This window comes from Exiguobacterium sp. s142 (genome assembly GCF_018618455.1).
In the GTDB taxonomy this organism is placed as follows: Bacteria; Bacillota; Bacilli; order Exiguobacteriales; family Exiguobacteriaceae; genus Exiguobacterium; species Exiguobacterium aurantiacum_A.
In genome coordinates this window covers 1-19439 of sequence record NZ_JACSMB010000013.1, presented here as the reverse complement: position 1 = coordinate 19439, position 19439 = coordinate 1, and the positions used below count along the sequence as shown (strand labels likewise).

The following is a 19439-nucleotide window of genomic DNA, read 5'->3' as shown; positions in this document are numbered from 1 at the left end:
TTTCGACAATGAAACACGTCAAAGATTGACATCATCACGTCATCCCGTTAAAGTAACGATAACATCATACGAACTCGCGATGAGAAAGAAGAGTAGCGCGAAGGGACGTCTCCAGAAAGCCGGTGATCGATGCGAACCGGTGACGTGTCTTGCGTGAATGGGCTTTTGAGCGTTCAGACCGATACGTAGGCTCTGACGGGTCCTCCCGTTACCGAGGACAGCGAATGATCGTTCGCGATGAGTGGAGAGACACGAAGTTTCTCAACGAAGGTGGCAACACGGGGAAATCTCCTCGTCCTTCATGTCCGATTGGGCATGAAGGGCGGGGAGATTTTTTGTTTTAAGGCTTCAAGGTGTTCGGGTGATGTCCCGCGGATATAAGCACCACGGTCATCATAAATAAACAGCACATGGTTTTTCGTTTGATGAATGAACTGAATGGAAGGACACGTCCAACGGTGACGGCAGAGCCTTGGCGAGAAGTGGAAGTCTTGATGACAAATTGCTTCTAACAAGGCATGGAGTCGAAGCTGTGACCTGCCTGAAATCGCTACCGTATAGGTTCGAATCGTTTCTTCATGTAGGACGGAACGCGTTAACGTCGTCTTAAATCGGGCGTTTCGGTCACGAATGAAGCGAAAGAGGTGCGTGGGCGTAAATGCGGTCCCATACACGTGATACACGAGAAGGATGGCATCCCCTTCATCGAACAAGGCGTCAAACAGGTCGTGCGCCTTCTGTAAGACCGCCTGAAAATAGGCCGGATTGTACACGTCCGACTCGATGTAAGGTGACATTGTTTCTTCAAGTTCGATATGAGCCGTCAACGGGTCACCTGAAAACTGGTCTGGTCTTAGAATCTGCACGTGCTTCTCCCCTTTCTGTCTATATTATAAGGAGGTCAATCCTATGAAACAACTAATCATCAACGGCGACGAACTGACCCCGGTAGCAATCTTCCATCGGTTACAAGGAGAGCGAAAAGTATTGCTCGAGAGCCGGGCTGAAGGCAAACACGGACGTTACTCGATCATCGCGGCGAACCCGGTCGAGACGATCCGTGTCGACGGCAACACCGTGACCGATGCAACGGGTACGACCCAAACGGACGACCCGCTCGCCGTCTTATCCACATTGATCGCACGTGACACGGAAGACGCGCCCTACCCGTTCATCGGCGGCGCCGTCGGGTATATCGGCTACGACCTGCTGCGGACGTATGAGCCGATCCCGAACACGCCGACCGAGACACGCGACTTGCCGGACGCGTTGTTCCAACGCTATGAGACGGTCGTCTTATACGACCATCTCGAGGAGCGCGTCATCTTGATCGACACCGGCGACAGCGACGGCGACGGAGCGGCCCGGCTCGAACAGTTGAAAGCCGAGCTCGAGACGGCGAAGACGCATGAACTCGCGCCGGTCGTCCGGACGAGCGAACGGCTCTTGACCGACAAGGACACATTTATCGAGCGTGTCTTGAAAGCGAAAGAAGCGATCCTTGCCGGAGAGGTGTTCCAGCTCGTGTTGTCGCAACGGATTGACGCGACGTTCACCGGTGACCCGTTCCACTTCTACCGGACGCTGCGAAAACTTAATCCGAGCCCGTACTTATTCTACATCGACCTCGGCGAAGCGATCGTCCTCGGGGCGTCGCCTGAGAGTCTCGTCCGTGTCGAAGGGAACTGCGTCTCGACGAACCCGATCGCCGGTACGCGCCCGCGCGGCAAGACCGTCGAAGAAGACATGCGCCACGCTGCCGACTTGATTGAAGACGAGAAAGAGCTGGCCGAACATCGGATGCTACTTGACCTTGGCCGGAACGACATCGGCCGCGTCGCCAAAGTCGGAACGGTCACGATTCCGAAACAGATGGAAGTCGAGCGTTTCAAAAACGTCATGCATCTCGTCTCCGAAGTCGAAGGCGAACTACGTGACGACTTGAACCCGATCGACGCGCTACGGGCCTGTCTCCCGGCCGGCACCGTCTCCGGGGCACCGAAGATTCGGGCGATGCAGTTGATCGATGAGCTCGAGACGGTGAAACGTGAAGTATACGCCGGGGCCGTCGGCTATCTCGACGTCCGGGGCGGCTTCGACTTCGCCCTCGCCATTCGGACGATGGTCGTCCAAAATGATACGGCGTACGTCCAAGCCGGGGCCGGCATTGTCTTTGACTCGGATCCGGTATCGGAATATGAAGAGACGCTGCATAAAGCCAAATCCCTGTTGGAGGTGTTCGCATGATTTTACTGATTGATAACTACGACTCGTTCACATATAACGTCTATCAAGACGTCGCCCGGTTCAGCGATGTCTTGGTCGTCCGTAACGACGAGCTGACGGTCGATGAAATTCGCGCCCTTAACCCGTCCGGTATCATCATTTCACCTGGTCCAGGTGGTCCAGGTGACGCCGGTGTCTCTCTCGACGTCGTCCGACAGCTGTCGGGACAAATCCCAATCCTCGGTGTCTGTCTCGGTCATCAAGTCATCGCCGAAGCGTTCGGCGGCACGGTCGGCCGGGCCAAACAGGTCATGCACGGCAAGACGTCTGTGATCGAGACGACGACCGGTGCCTTGTTCGACGGAGAGCCGATGGACGTCATGCGGTACCACTCGCTCGTCGTCCAAGCGACGGAACTCAACGTGACGGCAACGACTGCGGACGGCGTCATCATGGCGCTCGAACATCCGACACATCCGACGTACGGCGTCCAGTTCCACCCCGAGTCGATCGGGACACCGGACGGACGTGACCTGTTCGAACGATTCGTCGCGATTTGTCATACAAAAAGACCGAGGAACGTATCCCCGGTCTAAGTACTGATTTTATCGATTCGCGAACACTTTGACTTCGTCCCCTTCTGACACGATAAACAATTTTCTTGGTTCGACTTCCGCCTTGAAGTCAAGATTGATTGCACGAGCCGCTGATTGATCGATAACCGCCATATGCTCGTTTGCGATCAGCTGGATTTGATTCCGTTCACGGCTCGCCAAGGCGAAGCGAACCTTGAATTCTTTCTCGTAGCTTTCAAGCCCTTGATGGAATGCATGACGCTTCGATTCGAACTCTTGGCTAATTGTGTTCACTTGTTTTGTGGCTTGATCAATCGCCTCTTCAGGGTCCCCCAACAGGCGCATCGCGTGAATTTCTCCTTGCAAGCTTAATAGGAACATATAGATGAGTTCTTCATACTCTTGGAACTCGCCGATGACTTCCTTCATCGTTTGGATTTTGTCAGCCTCTTTGAAAACAAAAGCACGTTTCTTCAGTTCATTCATTTTCCCGAGTGGGGAATCGATATGTTTGAGCAAGGCATAGATGGTATCGATGTCTGCTTTATAGTTGTTCTCAAGCTGGTGTGTGACCTTGCTGTCCACAGTATTTTGTTTTAAAAATACGTAGACGCGATCTAAATAGTTAAACGAACTCCGGGCTTGACCGTGATATTCATTCAATTTCATCGTGACTAACTTGTTTACAATCGTCTCAATCTTGTCGAGCGACTGTTTGATTTCTCTTAAGTGTTCTTGGGCAACGACCGTTGTTGCCAAATCTAGCGCAATCCGCCGAACTTGGAGCGGGTTAACTTTCTTCAAATTCGCTTGGGCTTTAATTGTATTTTTTCCGTCCACCAAGATGGCTCGCCAATAACCGTCTTCTTTTGATTTCCTTAAAGAATAGACACCACTTTTCAAGGCGGCTTCTACTTTCGGCGAAAAAACGAGTTGGTACGTAGGCTTTTGGCCGAGCGATTGTATTGCCGCCGGGATGCCGACAGATTGCACGACATGTTTTAACAGTTGCGCCATATCCGCCCCGACCGTAATCTCTTCTTTATTAGACACGTCCTCTAAAACAACCGGCAAAACGGTTGCCGAGTGCTCTTGTTTGACCAATTCATGCGCTGCGCTAGACTGGATCACTTGATTGTCTTCTGAGTTGAGCGGAATTGATGTTTCAGTCGGTTTCTGACGCTTCTTCCAAATCAGGACAACGATTGCAACGAACAAAACACCAAGGAATATGTACAGGTATTCCATTTGAACTCCCCCCTTTATCGTTGTATCTAGTATAAAGGGAAATCAGTTTTTATGTGCAACACTATTTCGATTCCATAAGAAAGACCGAGGAACGCGTCCCCGGTCTTAGCCTCATCTTAAAAAGTCTTCAAGTTGGAAGTCATGTTTGTCGAGTACGATCTGTTCCGGCATGATGCCGCTTCGGCGCAACACGTCGATCGTCTGATGCAGGAAGTCGTCGCTACCGACGAGATAGAATAAGCCGTCTCGGTCCGTCGCGAGCGTCTCGACCGCTGTATAGTAGTCGACACGATTGGCGACAAACTCTGCCGTGAAGCTGTTTGATGACGTAAATACGTCGTTGAATAGATAGTTCGCTGACGTGTCGACGTTCAGCGAGTGGAGATGCGACACACCTTCCCCGTTCTCCAAGTATTCGAGTACGATCGGACGGAACGTCGCGAGCCCGACGCCAGCCGACAACAAGTACACATTCTTCCCCTCACGCTTCAATGGGACGTTCGAATGTGTCTTGAAGATGGCGACTTGTTCGCCAATCTCCATATCACGCAAGATCGACTTGAACTCGGAGCACTCTCGCTTGATCCGTGTCGTGATACCGATCGCGCCTTCACGCGGCAGCGTCGAGATCGACATGTGGCGAATCAAGCTCCGGTTCGGTTTGTCTTCTTTGTTGAACCCTTCTAACGCGAAGTGGGTATGCGCCCCCTCGTCCCACGTGAAGCCGTCCGGGAGCTCGAGTTGGAACGTGTATGTATCTGGCGCTTCCTGTACAACTCGTTGAATCGGTGTCCAGTAAATTTGCATCGTCGTCACTCCTTCCTTCTATTAATAGACCGCAATCGGTCCGTATGGTCCTTGAATGATTTCAAGCTTCGTCTCAAAGATGTCGGATAGCGTCTCGGCGACCATGATCTCATCAACCGTACCGAAGGCGGCGATCTTGCCGTCTTTCATCGCACAAATCCGGTCCGAGTACTTGGCCGCGAAGTTGATGTCGTGGAGCACGGTGACGATCGTCCGGCCGAACTCGTCGGCGACGTGGCGCAAGTATTCCATCATCTGGACCGAGCGAGCGATGTCCAAGTTATTGAGCGGCTCATCGAGCAACACGTATTCCGTCTCCTGGCAGAGCACCATCGCGACGTACGCCCGCTGGCGCTGCCCGCCCGACAGTTCATCGAGATAACGATGCTCGAGCTCCGTCAAATCAAGGAAGTCGATATACTTCGAGATGATGCGTTCATCTTCTTGCGTCAACCGTCCTTTCGAATATGGGAAGCGACCGAACCCGGCGAGCTGACGGACGGTGAGACGCGTCACGAAATGGTTTTCTTGTCGTAAAATCGTGATGATTTTCGCCAAGTCTTTCGATTTCGTGCTCGACACGTCCATCCCCGCGACTTGAATTTGACCCGCGTCTAAATCGAGCAGGCGGCCAATCATCATGAGCGTCGTCGACTTGCCGGCCCCGTTCGGCCCAATCAACGACGTGAACCCGGCTTTCGGGATGTCGAGATTGATCGGTCCGATTCGGACGTCATCCGTATACGATTTTTGTACTTGTTCAAGTTGAATCATAGCGATTTTCTCCTTAAGATGATTGCCAAGAAAACGATTCCGCCGAACAATTCGATAATGACGGACACGACACTCGGTGTATTGAGAATGTGATACATAAAGAAATACGCGCTCGTCAACACGAAGAAACCGAGCGCGAACGCCATCGGGAACATATACTTATGGTCATACGTCGAAGCAACCTGATAGCTGAGCGTCGCCACCAAGAATCCAAAGAACGTCAGCGGTCCGATGAGCGCTGTCGATACCGACATCAATAGCGAGATGAGAATGAGCGTAAAGATGACGCTCCCCCGATGGTTCACCCCGAACGATGTCGCTACATCTTTCCCGAGTGCGACGACGTTCAAGCGATTTGAGAAGCTATACAACATGATTCCGACGACAATCACAATCGGAATGACGATTGGGAAGTACGCGGCATCAGCATGCATGACCGATCCGAACAGACGGGCCTGAAGGATATCAAAATCCGACGGCGCGAGCATACGGCGCATGAACGAGGACACCGAATTCAAACCGGTCCCGATGATGATCCCGACGAGAAGCATGAGTTGCAGATTCCCGTATTTCCCGGACAAGAGCCAGCCATACAAGAGCAGGCTCATGAGCACCATGAGGCCGACCTGGGTCAAAAAGGCACCGGTTCCCGAAAAACCGATTAACGCACCCGCACCGAAGAAGAAGATCATGCTCGTCTGAATCGTCGAATAAAGCGCATCGAACCCGAGCAAGGATGGCGTGATGATGCGGTTGTTCGTCACCGAATGAAACGCGACCGTCGCCAAGCTTTGACAGAGCGCGGCGATCGCCATCGTAACGACGGCGACGACCCGACGCTCGACGACGGGGATGAACGACGGTGAATCGAACGGAACCGGGTTGTTATAGACGAGTAACCCGAACGCACAGAGCAATCCGCCGACGATAAAGAAGGCTAGGAACAGCCAATAACGCCGTTCTTCCCGCTTCGAACGGAACGCCGTCGCACACCGCTCTTCCGTATGCACGGATCGACCATCGACGTCATACGCTTCCCGTTGCTTCGTCTTGTTTTCGATGAGTGTGCTCATCGTACCCCTCCCGTCTTCCGTTGTCTCAAGAGAATCGCGATAAACACGACCGACCCGACCGTCCCAAGAATGAGCGATACCGGTAATTCAAACGGCATGATGATCGTCCGCGAAATCAAGTCGCTGACGAGAACCGTGCCCATCCCGATGACGCATACCCACGGCAAGTTGCTACGGAGATCGTCTCCACGAAACATCGAGACGATGTTCGGGACGATTAGTCCGAGGAACGGCAGATTACCGATGACCGTCGCCACGACCCCGACCGCGAGTGCAATCAGTCCTGTCGCAATCAAGATGAGACTGTTGTAGTTGACGCCCAAGCTCGTCGCGATGTCTTCGCCGAGTCCGGCGAGCGTCAACCGGTTCGCGAGGATAAAGATGAAGAATGTGACAAGGATGATAAGCCACAAGTATTCATAACGTCCGACCTGCACCGATGCGAACGACCCGACGAACCAGCCTTCAATAGTCTGACTCGCTTGAAAGAACAAGCCGAGAAACGTCGACACGGCCGATACGACCGCCCCGAGCATGAGCCCGATAATCGGGACGATCAACGATGAGCGAAGTTTGACCGAGCGCAGGAACCAGAAGAAGACCATCGTTCCGATGAACGAGAAGACGATCGCTCCCGTCATGCGCATCATGAGCGTCGGCGCCGGAACGAGCAGATACACAGTGAGCAGACCGAGCCCCGCCCATTCGAGCGTTCCGGTCGTCGTCGGTTCGACGAGACGGTTTTGCGTGATCAGTTGCATGACGAGTCCCGACATTGCCATGGCGGCACCGGTCAACATGATGGCAATCGTCCGTGGGACACGGGTGATCCAAAACATGTCCGACCCACCCTCCTGACGAATGTCATAGACGCCGGTCACGAGCGAGAGGCATGCCAACATGAAGACAACGAGAACTGCTACGACAAAGGACTTTGTCCATATGTTAGAAAAGGAGGGCTGAGACAATGTCTCAACCCTTGCTGTCATTGGTTTTTGCACAACGTGACTCCCTTACTTCGAAAGCGCGGCTGCGATATCGTTGAATAGCTCAGAATAAGTTTGAATCGACTCGTTGATGTACGTGTCGTTCGGTGCATAAACGATTTTTGCATCTGTCACGGCTTTTGTTTTTTGAAGTGCCGGTGCGTTATCAATCACGTCTGCTGCAGGTACAGCGTCTTCCATGCTTGTAATCGCCGCGTCACGGTCGAGGACGAACAACCAGTCCGGGTCACTCTCAGCAATCGCTTCAACCGAGACCTCATCCCCTTGGTGGTCACCTGTCGTTTTCTCTACTTCGAGGGCAGGTGTCCAGTCAAAGATGTCATACATCGGTCCGAAGACACGACCTGTATTCGGTGCCGAGAATCCGATATCGCCGCCTGAGACGATGACTGACATCACTTTGTCTTCACCGTTGTATGAAGCTTTTACACTGTCGATCGATGCTTCAAAGCTGTTGATGAGTTCATCTGCTTCCGTTTCTTTTTCAAAGATTTGGCCGAGTGAACGCGTCGTCGACTCAAAGCCTTCTACCAAGATTTCACCTGGCGTGCCCGCATCTTCTGGGAGCTCAATGTTCAAATCGATGACGGCTGCTTCCGGAACTAATTTTTTAATGTCGTCGTAGTAGTCGGCGAATCGTTGACCGACGATGACGACGTCCGGATCCACACCGGCGATCGCTTCTAAGTTCGGCTCATTGTGCATCCCGACGTCCACGATGTCTTTATCATTTTTATAAGGCAAGTCCGCTGGAATCAATCCGATTGGAGCCGCGACCAAGTCGATGTCCCAATCCGAGAGCGTCTCGAACGTCCGGTTGTCGAGCGCGACGACCTTCTCCGGGTTGACCGGTACTTCGATCGTGCCATGTGCGTCCGTGATTTCCACCGTCTTCGGTTTCGCTTCCGCTTCCGCGTTACCCGTATCTTTTGCTTCATTCTCGTTCCCGCACGCCGCAAGTAATAAGACGAGCGATGTCGCCATGATTGATGCTTTTAATTTCCCCACTTTTTCCATCTCCCTATATGTATTGATTACGCCGACAACCTTCTCAATCGAACGGCATCCCTGTTGTTGATCTTGTCTATGTAAGCAACAGGAATGCTTTATCGCTGATAATGATTATCATTGTCGTTTTCATTGAGAAGCATAGCAAACAAAAAAAGGATGCGCAATGCCAAAATTTCAAAAAGAGATTGGAAATATTTTTCCTACTATTAATGCAAAATAAAAAGAAAGTGGTACGAGACCACTTTCTAAAGAGTTAAAGTTCAATTTCGGCTGTCTCGTTTTCGTTTGAGAATGCTGTAGGTGAGAAACCATACGAACGTGTACGTGAACGAGAAGAGGATGATTTGTAGGAGACCGTCCGGAAGCAGTTTAACGATGAAAAACAGTAAAAAGATGACCGCAAAAATTAGATAAGGACCGCGAACCTCGTCCGACGAGTCACGCCAGTAGATGACGACAAGTACTAACGCGAGCGGTCCGCATAGCGCAGCCAAGAGGAAAAATGGGACTGCGCGCATCAGAAATGGCCGTCTCGGTATTTGTTTCTCCATACGACTCCTCCTTCCTAGGCTTCTGAAATCCCGACAAAAAAGAGCACGAGCATCAGACAGAGTGCTGCGTATTGACGTTGATTCCTACAGTCCCCCTATTTTTTGTCGAACCATGTCACGGCAACGAATGACGCACGTATCGACGTATCCCTCGAATTGATGAGGTAAAAACATCGTGTATGTTCCTTCAGTCGTTGCTTGTGCATCCTGCTCGACTTTCTTTATCAGTTCGAATAGTTCATCTGTCGCATCGGTCTTCAACACTTCGAAATCAAAGTTGCCAAGACGTTTCGCTAACGGCGCGTTATAGGCATCAAAGTCGGAATAGTAAGCCGCTTGCTTTGACCGATTTTGTGTGATGACTTGTTTCAACCAGCTCTTATAAAAACCTTGCAGCCAAATCTCATCTGCGACAAGGTGACAATAGTACCCTAGTCTAAAAGACGAGTCCTCTCTAGCACTGTCCGTCCAGTATTGCTCGAGATCGAGCCGACGCGTCAAATCGTTGTGATTTCCTGCGTAATAATGTGTATTCTGTTTCGCCAGCGTCGCGTCTGGTGCGAGATTTCCTAACAAGAAAGCCGTCTGATTAATCTCAGCCAAATGAGGCCATACCTCATTCGCGATGACAAGATGCATCAAGTGTGATCCCATCCATCCTCACTCCCCTTTTTTCCCTAATTATCCCATTCGCTTATTCTGTCGACAACCCACACATATTTTGCTACATTCACAGCAACGTACATGAAGTAATGACATTATTGGAGATCACGGTTATATGGGTTTTGCTTATCCCGTTGCCGCGATTATCGCGGAAGTGTTATCGACCCTCAATAGCATCGGACTCATCGTCATGAATTTCGGGAAAATGAATACGGTACACGGCTAACGTTTTTAGAAAGGAGTGACGCGAATGCTCGCACCATTGATCGAAGAGAAAGAACGCCTGTTGTTGACAATGGAAGTGCGGACGTCGCCCGAGCGATTGCGTGAACTGTTGACCGAAGATTTTTTTGAAATCGGGAGCTCAGGTCGCGTCTTATACAAAGAAGACGACACGAATACGATGGACCTTGGAGAGATTGACATCACACTGTCCGACTTCAACCTCGAAGTCATCCGCGACGATGTCGTGCTCGCTACGTATCGAACCGAGAATCACGCGACTGAGAAGACCGCTCTCCGCAGCTCGATTTGGGTCAGGATTGACGGCGTATGGAAAATGCGATTCCATCAAGGGACACCTGCACAATAACGATAGATAGGGCGCGCCGATTTAAGCGCCCCCTTTTTTCTATTCACCCTGCCATTTATTTTGCTCACCCGCCTTGTCCGGATGTCCTATAATTCACGTATGAATGACACCAAAAGAGAGGGTCGACAAAATTGAATACATATAGCACACACAACCACCTTGAACCGGTCATGCGACGACCGAGAGCCACGTTAGAAGAGAAGTTAGCGCTTATGGAGTCACGCCGAAAGAAATTGATGTTCGAGCCGACGATCCCGCTCGATGCCATCCGTAAAAAGAAACCGTCCATCACCGTCACGTTCTCCGTCGGTGGCTTCGGTGTCCACAACGAGTCCACGTTGACGTTCTTTGAAGACGGGTCGGTCAAACGAGAAGTGATTTGGCGCGAAGATTACGACTTGAGCGTAGCAATCCCAAGCTCAGGTTGGTACGAAAAGGAGGATGCGACACGCGTCCACGAACGATTCGTCGCCCTCTCCTCACATCGTTGGCCTGAAGTGTTTGAAGAAAAAGGATATTACACCACCGATGGGACGCAGTGGAGCCTTGTTGTAAAACGTCTCGGGAAACTGATCCATCAGCATTCTGGCAGCAACGCCTATCCATCGAGCTGGAAAGCCGTCACGGAACTGTTCGGCATCTCGTGAACCGACAAAGGGAGCACCCACTTGGGCGCTCCCTTTCCTCATATCGCCTGAATCATCTCGACCCGATTGCCGAACGGGTCACGGAACTCGAAGCGATCGAAGCCAGGGATTGGAATCCCTTCAATCCGCTCGATTCCTTCTGCTTCGAGTTTCCGTCCCCATTCTGCTAGATCGGTCACCGTATAGGCGACATGCGCTTTCGTTTTCAGCCGGTCGACCCCGTCCTCGGTGCCGACATGGACGCTTTGGTCGCCGACTTGAAGCCAAAACCCGCCTCGATCTTGAAGCGACTCCGGTTTGTCGATTTCATTCAAGCCGAGCACATCGCAATAAAACGCGCGTGCTGTCGCTTCTTCACCTTTCGGGATCGTGACTTGGACGTGATGGATGCCTCTGATCATGTCGTTTTCCCCTTCCGATACGTCAATCCGATAAACTGCAGTTTTTGGTTAAACAGACGCGGATACGCCATATAGCCGACCATGACGGCCGAAATCGTCGCCGTCGTCAAAATGAGGAACAAGATGAGCAGTTGGTACAACACCGCCTCCATCGGGTCGGCGCCGCCGATGATAAGGCCGCTCATCATGCCCGGAAGCTGGACGAGCCCCATCGTCTTTTGCGCCTCGACGGTCGGGATCATACTCGTCCGGATGGCGTTCTTCAAGCTCCGCTCGATTGCGATTTTCGGTGCCCCGCCCATCGACAGGATGAGCTCGATGACCTCGTCGCTTCGTTCGACCTCGTCTTTGAACTTGTTCAAAAACAGGAGTGACAACACCATACAGTTGCCAATGACCATACCGCTGATCGGAATGATTTTCTCCGGCTCGAACGGGATGATGCCGAGCCCGAGCATGAGCCCCATCGTCAGCGATTCAACCGTGACGAGCGTGAGGACGATCATCCAGGTGATGCCAGGGATGCCGTCCCCTTTTTTGATGATGTTTTGCGTCGCCGCGCCAATCATGAGGAGGATCATGAGCAGCATGAACACCGGGGTATCGCTCTCGAAGACGAACGTCAAAATGTAGCCGATCAACAACAGTTGAATGATCGAGCGTACCGTCGCGATGACGATGTCACGCTCGAGACCGAGCTTCAAAAACAACGCCAACCCGAGCGGGATCGCCACGAAAATCAAGGAAGTCATCAGTTCGATGAACGTCATAGCTCTTCCCCCCTGACGAACCGCCCGATCATCGGATTGTCCGACTCGTCGATGAACGAAGCGTCTCCGAACTCAATCAATTCCCCGTTCCGTAAAAACCACATGTCATCACTGACCCGTCTCGCTTGATCGAGGTCGTGGGTGATCCAAATGACGGTGACCCCGAAATCTTTTTGAAGTCGCACGATCAAATGCTCGATCTCTTTCACCGTCCGGTAGTCGAGGCTCGACGTGATCTCATCTAACAGCAAGACGTCCGGTTTATTGACGAGCGTCCGGGCGATGGCGACCCGGCTCCGCTCCCCGCCCGACAACGTCTTGATCGGTTGGTCGAGCGAGATGCCGTCCAAGTCGACTTTTCCGAGCAGCTCTGTCGCTTTATCCCGGTCGAGCGTCTCCCCGAAAATCGCTTTCGGTAAATTCAAGTTGTCGTACACCGTCCCGTCGATCATCGGGGCGCTTTGGAACGCCATGCCGATCTGTTTCCGGAGCGCGATGACATCGATATCGCGGATGTTCTCGCCTTTGAAATAAATGTCGCCCGCGTCCGGCGATAGTAGCCCGTTAATATGCTTCAGGCACGTCGTCTTGCCGGCGCCGCTCGGTCCGACGAACGTCGTGATCCGGCCTTCGCGGAAGTAGCCGGTGATGTTATGTAGGATGTCGTTATGACTGACCCCAATGAATTCGATAATGTGCATGTGTCTTCAATCCTTTCTCGATCCGATCCCTATTTACTGAAATTTAGACACGTCGTCGACCACGACGTCACCGTTTGAATCAAGTAACGGCGTGATGCCACCACCCGTCCCGACCCATGTCTGGATGTAGTTGACACCGGTCGCTGTGTCGACGAGTATCATAACTTGGCCAAGTTCCGGCAACTGTTCCGTCAATTTGACTTGGAAACGCGTCGCCCCTGTCACTTCGTCGTCTGTTTTTTTCTTGAATAACATGACATCCCGCCTTCCTACTGTTAACTGTACGCAACATGACCCTTGGTTTCAATGAATGCGATATCTCCAAGGCTGACAAATCCTTAACCCGTTCATTTTTGTTTAATATGACTACAAAAAAACACGCCAGGTTTCGGCGTGTTTTCAAGCGTAGCTCCGTTCGATGACAAAACTTGTCTTGTCCCCTCGGAAATATGAACGTGAGTACTCGATCGTTTTTCCTGACGCGTCCTCGGTCACCGTCTCGATATAAAAGCACGGCGTCCCGAGCGGACAGTCGAGAAGATCGCTTATCCGTTCGTCGGCGAGCGCGATCTCGAGCGCCTCGGTCGTCTTGGCGACGTGGACGTCGTGGACTTCCGCTAGCGTTTGGAACAGCGAATGCTCGGCCTGGTCTTTCGTGATACCCGGCGCGATCTGCCACGGGATGAACGAGACCTCGTATTGCGTCGGCTCCCCGTCGGCGTGACGGATCCGTTCGATCTTTTGGATCGGTGCTTGTTCGTCGACCGTGAATACGTCGGCGAGCTGGGCGTTCGCCGAGACGACCGACAAGTCGATGAGCGACACTTGGCCGCGCTTGCCTTGAACGGCGAGCTGGGCCGCGTAATTGTTCGGTGTATGCGATAACGTCTGACGGACTTTCTTCCCGGCGACGAACGTGCCGCGCCCTTGCTGGCGGACGAGATAGCCTTCCGTCGTCAACTGGTTGAGCGCGCCGCGGACCGTCGTCCGGCTGACGTCGAACTCTTCGCATAACGCGTACTCGGTCGGGAATTTCTCGCCTTCTGTATAATGTCCGCTCTTGATGCGGGACAATAACTCTTCTTTGATGGCTGTTTGAAGCGTCGACTGCGACATTCTGTCACCCCTTTGTGTCATCCTTCTTTCCTTTATTCTGATACAGCAAACATACAAATGCAAATACAAAAAACAATTTGTATTATTTGTACTTTTTATATTGCGACAAGTTGTACTATTTGTTATATTTGTTACAACAAAAAGAAATCGCTTTCACAAGGAGGAGTTGGCACTATGGCAGTCAAGGTCGTCATCATCGGTGGAGGTTCGAGTTATACCCCCGAAATCATTGAAGGTTTGATCCAGCGACAAGCGACGTTTCCGGTTCGGGAGATCGTTCTTGTCGACATCGAGGAAGGGAGAGACAAATTAGACATCGTCGGCCGTCTCGCCGAACGGATGATTCAAAAGGCAGGCGCTGACATCAGACTCAGTTGGACGCTCGACCGGAAAGCAGCACTTGTTGGCGCCGACTTCGTCTCGACGCAGATCCGCGTCGGTGGCCTGAAAGCCCGCGCCTTGGATGAACGCATCCCGCTCAAGCACGGCTTCATCGGTCAAGAGACGAACGGTGCTGGCGGCTTGTTCAAAGCGTTCCGGACAATCCCGGTCCTCGTCGAGCTCGCTAATGAGGTGGCGGAGATTTGCCCGGACGCGTGGCTCGTCAACTTCACGAACCCGGCCGGTATCGTCACCGAGGCCGTCTTGCAACACTCGGCCCACAAAAAAGTCATCGGCGTCTGTAACATCCCGTTCAACATGCGCAACTCGGTCGCTGAGATTTTAGACACCCCGGTCGAACGTGTCGCCATCGAATTCATCGGACTCAACCATTTCGTGTTCGGCCGCCACGTCTGGGTCGACGGCGTCGATCGCACGGACGACGTGCTCGCGTCACTGAACGCCGGCACCGACTACTCGCCGGCGAACATCGTCGGGCTCGGTTGGAGCGAATCGTTCTTGAAATCGCTCCGCATGTTGCCGAACCCGTACCATCAATACTATTTCCAAACGGCGGACGTACTCGCGAAAGATTTAGCGGCGTATGAACAGAACGGCACGCGCGCCGAGGTCGTCCAGCAAGTCGAGGCGCAACTGTTCGAGAAATACAAAGACGTCGAACTCGACGTGAAACCTGTTGAGCTCGAACAGCGCGGCGGCGCCTATTATTCCGACGCCGCCTGCAATTTGATGGACTCGATCTACAACGATCGCGGCGATATCCAGACGGTGAACACACTGAACCGCGGCACGATTCGCGATTTACCGGACGACGCCGTCATCGAAGTGAACGCCGTCATCACGAAGGCTGGTCCACGTCCGATTTCAATCGGTGCGTTACCGCTCCCGATCAAAGGACTCATCACTAATTTGAAGACGTTTGAACAGCTCGCCATCCGCGCAGCGATGTCCGGCTCATACAACGATGCCTACCTCGCCTGCCTGATGAACCCGCTCATCCAAGATGAGAAGAAAATCGATCCGCTCCTCCGTGAGCTATTCGACGCGCATGAAGCGTACTTACCACAATTTAAGAAGGAGGTTTACTCATGAACAAGTTTATCGAAATCGCTGGGCGCATCGGTTCCCAGCGACACTTAGTCGCCATCCGTGATGGATTCGTCTCGGTCATGCCGCTCATCATCGTCGGTTCGCTCGCTGTCCTCATTAACAACTTCCCGGCCATCAATTTAGGTGGCCTCTCGCTCGACTTCGTCGGCATGATGAACAATGCGTTCGGCGAAGGGAACTGGCAAGGACTCGGCGGCAACATTTGGACGGCCTCGTTCGCCATATTAGGTCTTTTGGTCGCTTTCTCGATCGGGTATAACTTGGCCCGGTCATATGGAGTCGATGGGCTCGCCGCCGGTATTTTATCAGTCGCGTCATACATCATGCTCGTGCCGGTCACAGAAGACTGGGGGCTTAACTTCGCTTGGCTCGGTGCCCAAGGATTATTCGTTGCCATCATCGTCTCGATCGCAGTCACCGAACTGTTCCGTTACCTCATCAACACGAAATTGACGATCAAGATGCCGGAAGGCGTACCGGGTGGGGTCACCCGTTCGTTCCAAGCACTCATCCCGTCGATGCTCATCTTGACGCTCGTCGCCGGAGTTCAACTGTTCATGACACTCCAAGTCGAGCTCAGCATTTTTGAAGTCATCTTTAAAGTCATCCAGCAACCGCTTCAGGGGTTCGGCGACTCGCTCGCGGCCGGTCTCGTCATCGCTTTCTTGAACCACATCCTTTGGTTCTTCGGACTGCACGGCACGAACATCATCGGTTCGGTCATCGAGCCGATCTATCTCCCGCTCATCGAGCAAAACTTGGCCGCGTTCCAAGCAGGTGTGTCGGCTTACGACGTGCCGTACACGGTGACTAAACCGTTCCTCGATTCATTCGTCTTCATGGGCGGATCAGGTACGACGTTCGCCCTGCTTCTCGCCATCTTCATCGTCGTCCGCAAGCAGCGCAACCACCCGTATCACCAAGTCGCGAAACTGTCGGCGCCGGCCGGACTGTTCAACATTAACGAACCGGTCATCTTCGGTCTCCCGATCGTGTTGAACCCGGTCATGTTGATCCCGTTCATCTTGGTACCGGTCACGCTCACGATCGTGTCGTACGTCGCCCTCTCTACGGGCATGGTACCGAAGACGGTCGCCATCGTGCCATGGACGACGCCACCGATCATCAGCGGTTACCTCGTCACCGGCGGTAGCGTCCGCGGCGTCTTGCTCCAAATCGTCAACTTGACGATCGCGACGGCGATGTATATCCCGTTCGTCATGGCAGGAGCGAAAGCGATGACGGCCGACATCAATAAAAATAAAGCAGAAGTCAACGAAGGAGAGAAAATCAGTTGAAGACAGAAAGCATTCAACAATTATCGTTCATGATCATCTTACACGCCGGCAACGCCCGCTCATCGGCGTTCGAGGCGATTGCCGCCGCCAAACGCGGCGAAGGTGAACTTGCTGAAGCGAAAATGAAAGAAGCGGATGAGGCGTTTTTAGAAGCCCACAAGCTTCAAACCGAACTGTTGCAAGAAGAGGCACGCGGGGCGACGAGCGACATGAGCGTTTTGCTCGTCCACGCCCAAGATCACTTGATGACGGCAATGACCGTCAAAGAACTTGCGATCGAGATGGTCGATATGATCACTCGACTCAACCAATTGGAGGAACTGAAATGAACATCTTACTCGTCTGCTCGGCCGGTATGTCGACATCAATCCTTGTTGAAAAAATGCGCACCGAGGCTGCCTCACGTGGCTTGGACGCGACAATCGAAGCCATCCCGGAATCACGCTTGAAAGAACAAACGAACGTCGACGTCATCTTGATCGGACCACAAGTCCGCTACCTCGAAGGTAAGATCAAAGCATCCGTCACGGTACCGGTCGCTGTCATCGACAATATGGCTTACGGGCTCATGAAAGGCGATCAAGTGCTCGACCAAGCGCTCGGTCTCGTGCAAAATGCATAAAACGCACGTCTTGATCAACGCCGACGACTTCGGATTGACGACCGGTGTGAACCGGGGCATCATCGACAGTCACGTCCACGGCATCGTCAATTCGGCGACACTTATGATGAACGGCTATGCCGTCGATGAGGCCGTCGCGCTCGCAAAACTTCATCCCGCCTTACACGTCGGCGTGCATCTCGCCTTGACGTGGGGACGGCCGCTCGCAAAGACGAGCACACCGCTCACGAAAGAAGACGGGACGTTCCGCTACACGAACCGGTTTCTGACGGAAGCGGCACCCGACCCTGAGCTCGTCTACCTCGAGTGGAAAGCGCAAATTGAGGCGTTCCGCGCGACGGGACTGTCGCTCCATCACCTCGACAGCCACCATCACGTCCATGGCTGGCCGGCGATCCAAGACGTCATCGTCCGTCTCGCCGAAGAATACGACACGACGTTTCGGGCCTTAACGACACTCGATGCACGACGGGACTTGTGGGTGACCGAGCGGTTCAGTGACCAGTTCTACGGCGATGGCGTGTCCCGGGCAACGCTCGACGCAATTCAACCAGGCGACTCGATCGAAGTCATGGTCCACCCGGCCGATATCGATGAGATTTTACCAAGCGTCACGTCTTACCTCGTGCAACGCTTACTGGAAAAGCAGCTATTGATCGACTATGAGCGCCCTGATTGGTGGGTGTAGAAAAAGAGAGTTGTTCACCGTTTACCGGCGAACAACTCTCTTTTCTGTTCGTAGATTAACCAGGTAGACCTCTTTCTTGTCTACTCATGTCTTCGATCACAATATCGTAAATCTCACCTAGCGACGCACAATATTTAACGAGATCCCACGGTTCATTCGTGTGAAAATGAATCTTGATTAGATTTTCGTCCCCGACTGCCAACAAACAATCTCCCGCGAAGCTTGTGTTGATGTACTCAAATATCGCATCTTCGGACAGTTGCTCCCCTTCGATCAACAGTTGTGTATCATATTTGAATTCTATCATCTTGTTCACCTCCAATTTCAAAGGATAGACTAGACAGAGTGTAATGATTACCATCTAGTGCTAGATTATCTCTTTTCGTCCCGCTTGGCAAATCAGCCATAAATCTTTAAACTTCTAAAGGTTGAACTGGCGTTGGATCTGCCTAGCGACCGTTGCCGCGTCAAGATGCGTGTTATTAATCCGCAAATAGTTGTCGACATCGATCTCTCCGTCACGCGAGTTCAAACGGTACAGCGTCGCCGTCTGCTTCAATTCGGCCTCGGACCAAGCGATATCCCGTTTCGTCGGCTTATGTGCCAGCCGGTTCTCGGTCGTGTTGCGGGCGAGCCGCTCCTCGATGTCGGCTTCGAGTTCGACGTAGTAGACGTCCGCCCCGTGCGACTCGAACAGTTCCGCCACTCCTTCGATGTAGGTCCGGTCTTCTTCCATATCAAACGCCCAGACGAACGTGAAGATCAAGCCGGGCTGATCGCTTTTCGCGACCGCTTCGAATAACTCGTGCCGAAACAGTTGGACGAGCCGGCGCCCCTCGTCCGTCCCGTAATCAAAGAACGGGCTGACGAGATCGATCGTCATATGGTTATGCAGTAACTTCAATCCTGTCTGTTTCGCTAGCTCCTGGCCGACCGTCATCTTGCCGACGGCTTGTGGACCAATCAGTATGACAAGCTTCATTCTTCCCCCGTCCTTTATCCATTTCTTGCTAGCATACCATACGGCTCGAGTCCTCGAGTAGGAAGAGCGAAAAGCGAGCGACATGATGAACTGCACCCTGTCAAGTAGACAGTCGAAATAATAAAAATCGTTTAGACGGCTTCAGCCCTGAATTCTAATGGGCTGAGGCCGTTTA

25 protein-coding genes and 1 other annotated feature are annotated in these 19439 nt (G+C 52.6%); of the genes, 9 read left to right on the top strand and 16 right to left on the bottom strand.

What is annotated here, in order from left to right:
- Window positions 1-70: 70 nt before the first annotated feature.
- Window positions 71-303, top strand: a binding site (T-box leader).
- Complete coding sequence (locus tag KNP77_RS11590) at window positions 300-866, bottom strand: DUF3885 domain-containing protein (RefSeq protein WP_131464220.1); 567 nt, start codon at window positions 864-866, stop codon at window positions 300-302. (Overlaps the previous feature by 4 nt.)
- Window positions 867-909: 43 nt before the next feature.
- On the opposite strand from KNP77_RS11590, the gene trpE reads away from it, so the two are divergent.
- Complete coding sequence (gene trpE / locus KNP77_RS11585) at window positions 910-2247, top strand: anthranilate synthase component I (RefSeq protein WP_214890914.1); 1338 nt, start codon at window positions 910-912, stop codon at window positions 2245-2247.
- Entirely contained in the window at window positions 2244-2822 is a 579-nt protein-coding gene (locus KNP77_RS11580) for an anthranilate synthase component II (RefSeq protein WP_131490104.1), read from the top strand. Before trpE ends, KNP77_RS11580 begins: the two co-directional genes overlap by 4 nt.
- Before the next feature lie 9 nt (window positions 2823-2831).
- On the opposite strand, the gene KNP77_RS11575 is transcribed toward KNP77_RS11580, so the two are convergent.
- From KNP77_RS11575 to KNP77_RS11540, 8 genes are all read right to left on the bottom strand, one after another.
- Window positions 2832-4049: a hypothetical protein gene (locus KNP77_RS11575; protein WP_131464226.1), complete on the bottom strand. Its 1218-nt coding sequence runs from the start codon at window positions 4047-4049 to the stop codon at window positions 2832-2834.
- A 111-nt stretch (window positions 4050-4160) separates the two neighbouring features.
- Complete coding sequence (locus KNP77_RS11570; protein WP_214890912.1) at window positions 4161-4856, bottom strand: dihydropteridine reductase; 696 nt, start codon at window positions 4854-4856, stop codon at window positions 4161-4163.
- Between the two features lie 21 nt (window positions 4857-4877).
- Window positions 4878-5630, bottom strand: a complete 753-nt coding sequence (locus KNP77_RS11565; protein WP_070328510.1) for an iron ABC transporter ATP-binding protein — start codon at window positions 5628-5630, stop codon at window positions 4878-4880.
- Window positions 5627-6703: an iron chelate uptake ABC transporter family permease subunit gene (locus KNP77_RS11560; protein WP_214890910.1), complete on the bottom strand. Its 1077-nt coding sequence runs from the start codon at window positions 6701-6703 to the stop codon at window positions 5627-5629. The genes KNP77_RS11565 and KNP77_RS11560 overlap by 4 nt, the downstream gene beginning before the upstream one ends.
- Window positions 6700-7692 (bottom strand): ABC transporter permease, encoded by a 993-nt coding sequence (locus tag KNP77_RS11555; protein WP_251139054.1) that lies wholly within the window; start codon window positions 7690-7692, stop codon window positions 6700-6702. The genes KNP77_RS11560 and KNP77_RS11555 overlap by 4 nt, the downstream gene beginning before the upstream one ends.
- Before the next feature lie 24 nt (window positions 7693-7716).
- A complete protein-coding gene (locus KNP77_RS11550; RefSeq protein WP_483297953.1) occupies window positions 7717-8718 on the bottom strand; it encodes a siderophore ABC transporter substrate-binding protein in 1002 nt (333 codons plus the stop codon).
- Between the two features lie 263 nt (window positions 8719-8981).
- Complete coding sequence (locus KNP77_RS11545) at window positions 8982-9272, bottom strand: hypothetical protein (RefSeq protein ID WP_214890904.1); 291 nt, start codon at window positions 9270-9272, stop codon at window positions 8982-8984.
- 84 nt (window positions 9273-9356) lie between these two features.
- Entirely contained in the window at window positions 9357-9926 is a 570-nt protein-coding gene (locus KNP77_RS11540; RefSeq protein ID WP_214890902.1) for a zinc dependent phospholipase C family protein, read from the bottom strand.
- A gap of 259 nt (window positions 9927-10185) precedes the next feature.
- Between KNP77_RS11540 and KNP77_RS11535 the strand changes: the two genes are divergently transcribed.
- Complete coding sequence (locus KNP77_RS11535) at window positions 10186-10527, top strand: nuclear transport factor 2 family protein (RefSeq protein ID WP_214890900.1); 342 nt, start codon at window positions 10186-10188, stop codon at window positions 10525-10527.
- Window positions 10528-10658: 131 nt separating this feature from the next.
- Complete coding sequence (locus KNP77_RS11530) at window positions 10659-11174, top strand: hypothetical protein (protein WP_214890898.1); 516 nt, start codon at window positions 10659-10661, stop codon at window positions 11172-11174.
- A 38-nt stretch (window positions 11175-11212) separates the two neighbouring features.
- Here the strand turns inward: KNP77_RS11530 and KNP77_RS11525 are convergent, their stop codons facing one another.
- The 5 genes from KNP77_RS11525 to KNP77_RS11505 all read right to left on the bottom strand — a co-directional run bounded on the left by KNP77_RS11525 (window position 11213) and on the right by KNP77_RS11505 (window position 14162).
- Window positions 11213-11575, bottom strand: coding sequence for a VOC family protein (locus KNP77_RS11525; protein WP_214890896.1), 363 nt, complete (start codon window positions 11573-11575; stop codon window positions 11213-11215).
- Entirely contained in the window at window positions 11572-12345 is a 774-nt protein-coding gene (locus KNP77_RS11520) for an ABC transporter permease (RefSeq protein WP_214890893.1), read from the bottom strand. The genes KNP77_RS11525 and KNP77_RS11520 overlap by 4 nt, the downstream gene beginning before the upstream one ends.
- Window positions 12342-13046, bottom strand: coding sequence for an ABC transporter ATP-binding protein (locus KNP77_RS11515; RefSeq protein ID WP_071398172.1), 705 nt, complete (start codon window positions 13044-13046; stop codon window positions 12342-12344). Before KNP77_RS11515 ends, KNP77_RS11520 begins: the two co-directional genes overlap by 4 nt.
- Before the next feature lie 33 nt (window positions 13047-13079).
- A complete protein-coding gene (locus tag KNP77_RS11510) occupies window positions 13080-13301 on the bottom strand; it encodes a DUF6440 family protein (RefSeq protein WP_214890891.1) in 222 nt (73 codons plus the stop codon).
- 144 nt (window positions 13302-13445) lie between these two features.
- Window positions 13446-14162: a GntR family transcriptional regulator gene (locus KNP77_RS11505; RefSeq protein WP_131456437.1), complete on the bottom strand. Its 717-nt coding sequence runs from the start codon at window positions 14160-14162 to the stop codon at window positions 13446-13448.
- 174 nt (window positions 14163-14336) lie between these two features.
- On the opposite strand from KNP77_RS11505, the gene KNP77_RS11500 reads away from it, so the two are divergent.
- From KNP77_RS11500 to KNP77_RS11480, 5 genes are read left to right on the top strand one after another with little or no spacing between them, the layout of a single operon-like run.
- Entirely contained in the window at window positions 14337-15656 is a 1320-nt protein-coding gene (locus KNP77_RS11500) for a 6-phospho-beta-glucosidase (RefSeq protein ID WP_214890889.1), read from the top strand.
- Window positions 15653-16972: a PTS cellobiose transporter subunit IIC gene (gene celB / locus KNP77_RS11495; protein ID WP_214890888.1), complete on the top strand. Its 1320-nt coding sequence runs from the start codon at window positions 15653-15655 to the stop codon at window positions 16970-16972. The genes KNP77_RS11500 and celB overlap by 4 nt, the downstream gene beginning before the upstream one ends.
- Window positions 16973-17001: 29 nt before the next feature.
- Entirely contained in the window at window positions 17002-17301 is a 300-nt protein-coding gene (locus KNP77_RS11490; protein ID WP_035386318.1) for a PTS sugar transporter subunit IIA, read from the top strand.
- On the top strand, window positions 17298-17594 hold the full coding sequence (locus KNP77_RS11485; protein ID WP_071398177.1) for a PTS sugar transporter subunit IIB: 297 nt from the start codon (window positions 17298-17300) through the stop codon (window positions 17592-17594). Before KNP77_RS11490 ends, KNP77_RS11485 begins: the two co-directional genes overlap by 4 nt.
- Window positions 17587-18282: a carbohydrate deacetylase gene (locus tag KNP77_RS11480; RefSeq protein ID WP_214890886.1), complete on the top strand. Its 696-nt coding sequence runs from the start codon at window positions 17587-17589 to the stop codon at window positions 18280-18282. The genes KNP77_RS11485 and KNP77_RS11480 overlap by 8 nt, the downstream gene beginning before the upstream one ends.
- A gap of 55 nt (window positions 18283-18337) precedes the next feature.
- On the opposite strand, the gene KNP77_RS11475 is transcribed toward KNP77_RS11480, so the two are convergent.
- On the bottom strand, window positions 18338-18589 hold the full coding sequence (locus KNP77_RS11475; RefSeq protein WP_035386313.1) for a dihydroxyacetone kinase: 252 nt from the start codon (window positions 18587-18589) through the stop codon (window positions 18338-18340).
- 114 nt (window positions 18590-18703) lie between these two features.
- Window positions 18704-19264 carry an AAA family ATPase gene (locus tag KNP77_RS11470; RefSeq protein ID WP_214890884.1) on the bottom strand — a complete coding sequence of 187 codons (561 nt, stop codon included), beginning with the start codon at window positions 19262-19264 and terminating at the stop codon, window positions 18704-18706.
- Window positions 19265-19439: the final 175 nt, after the last annotated feature.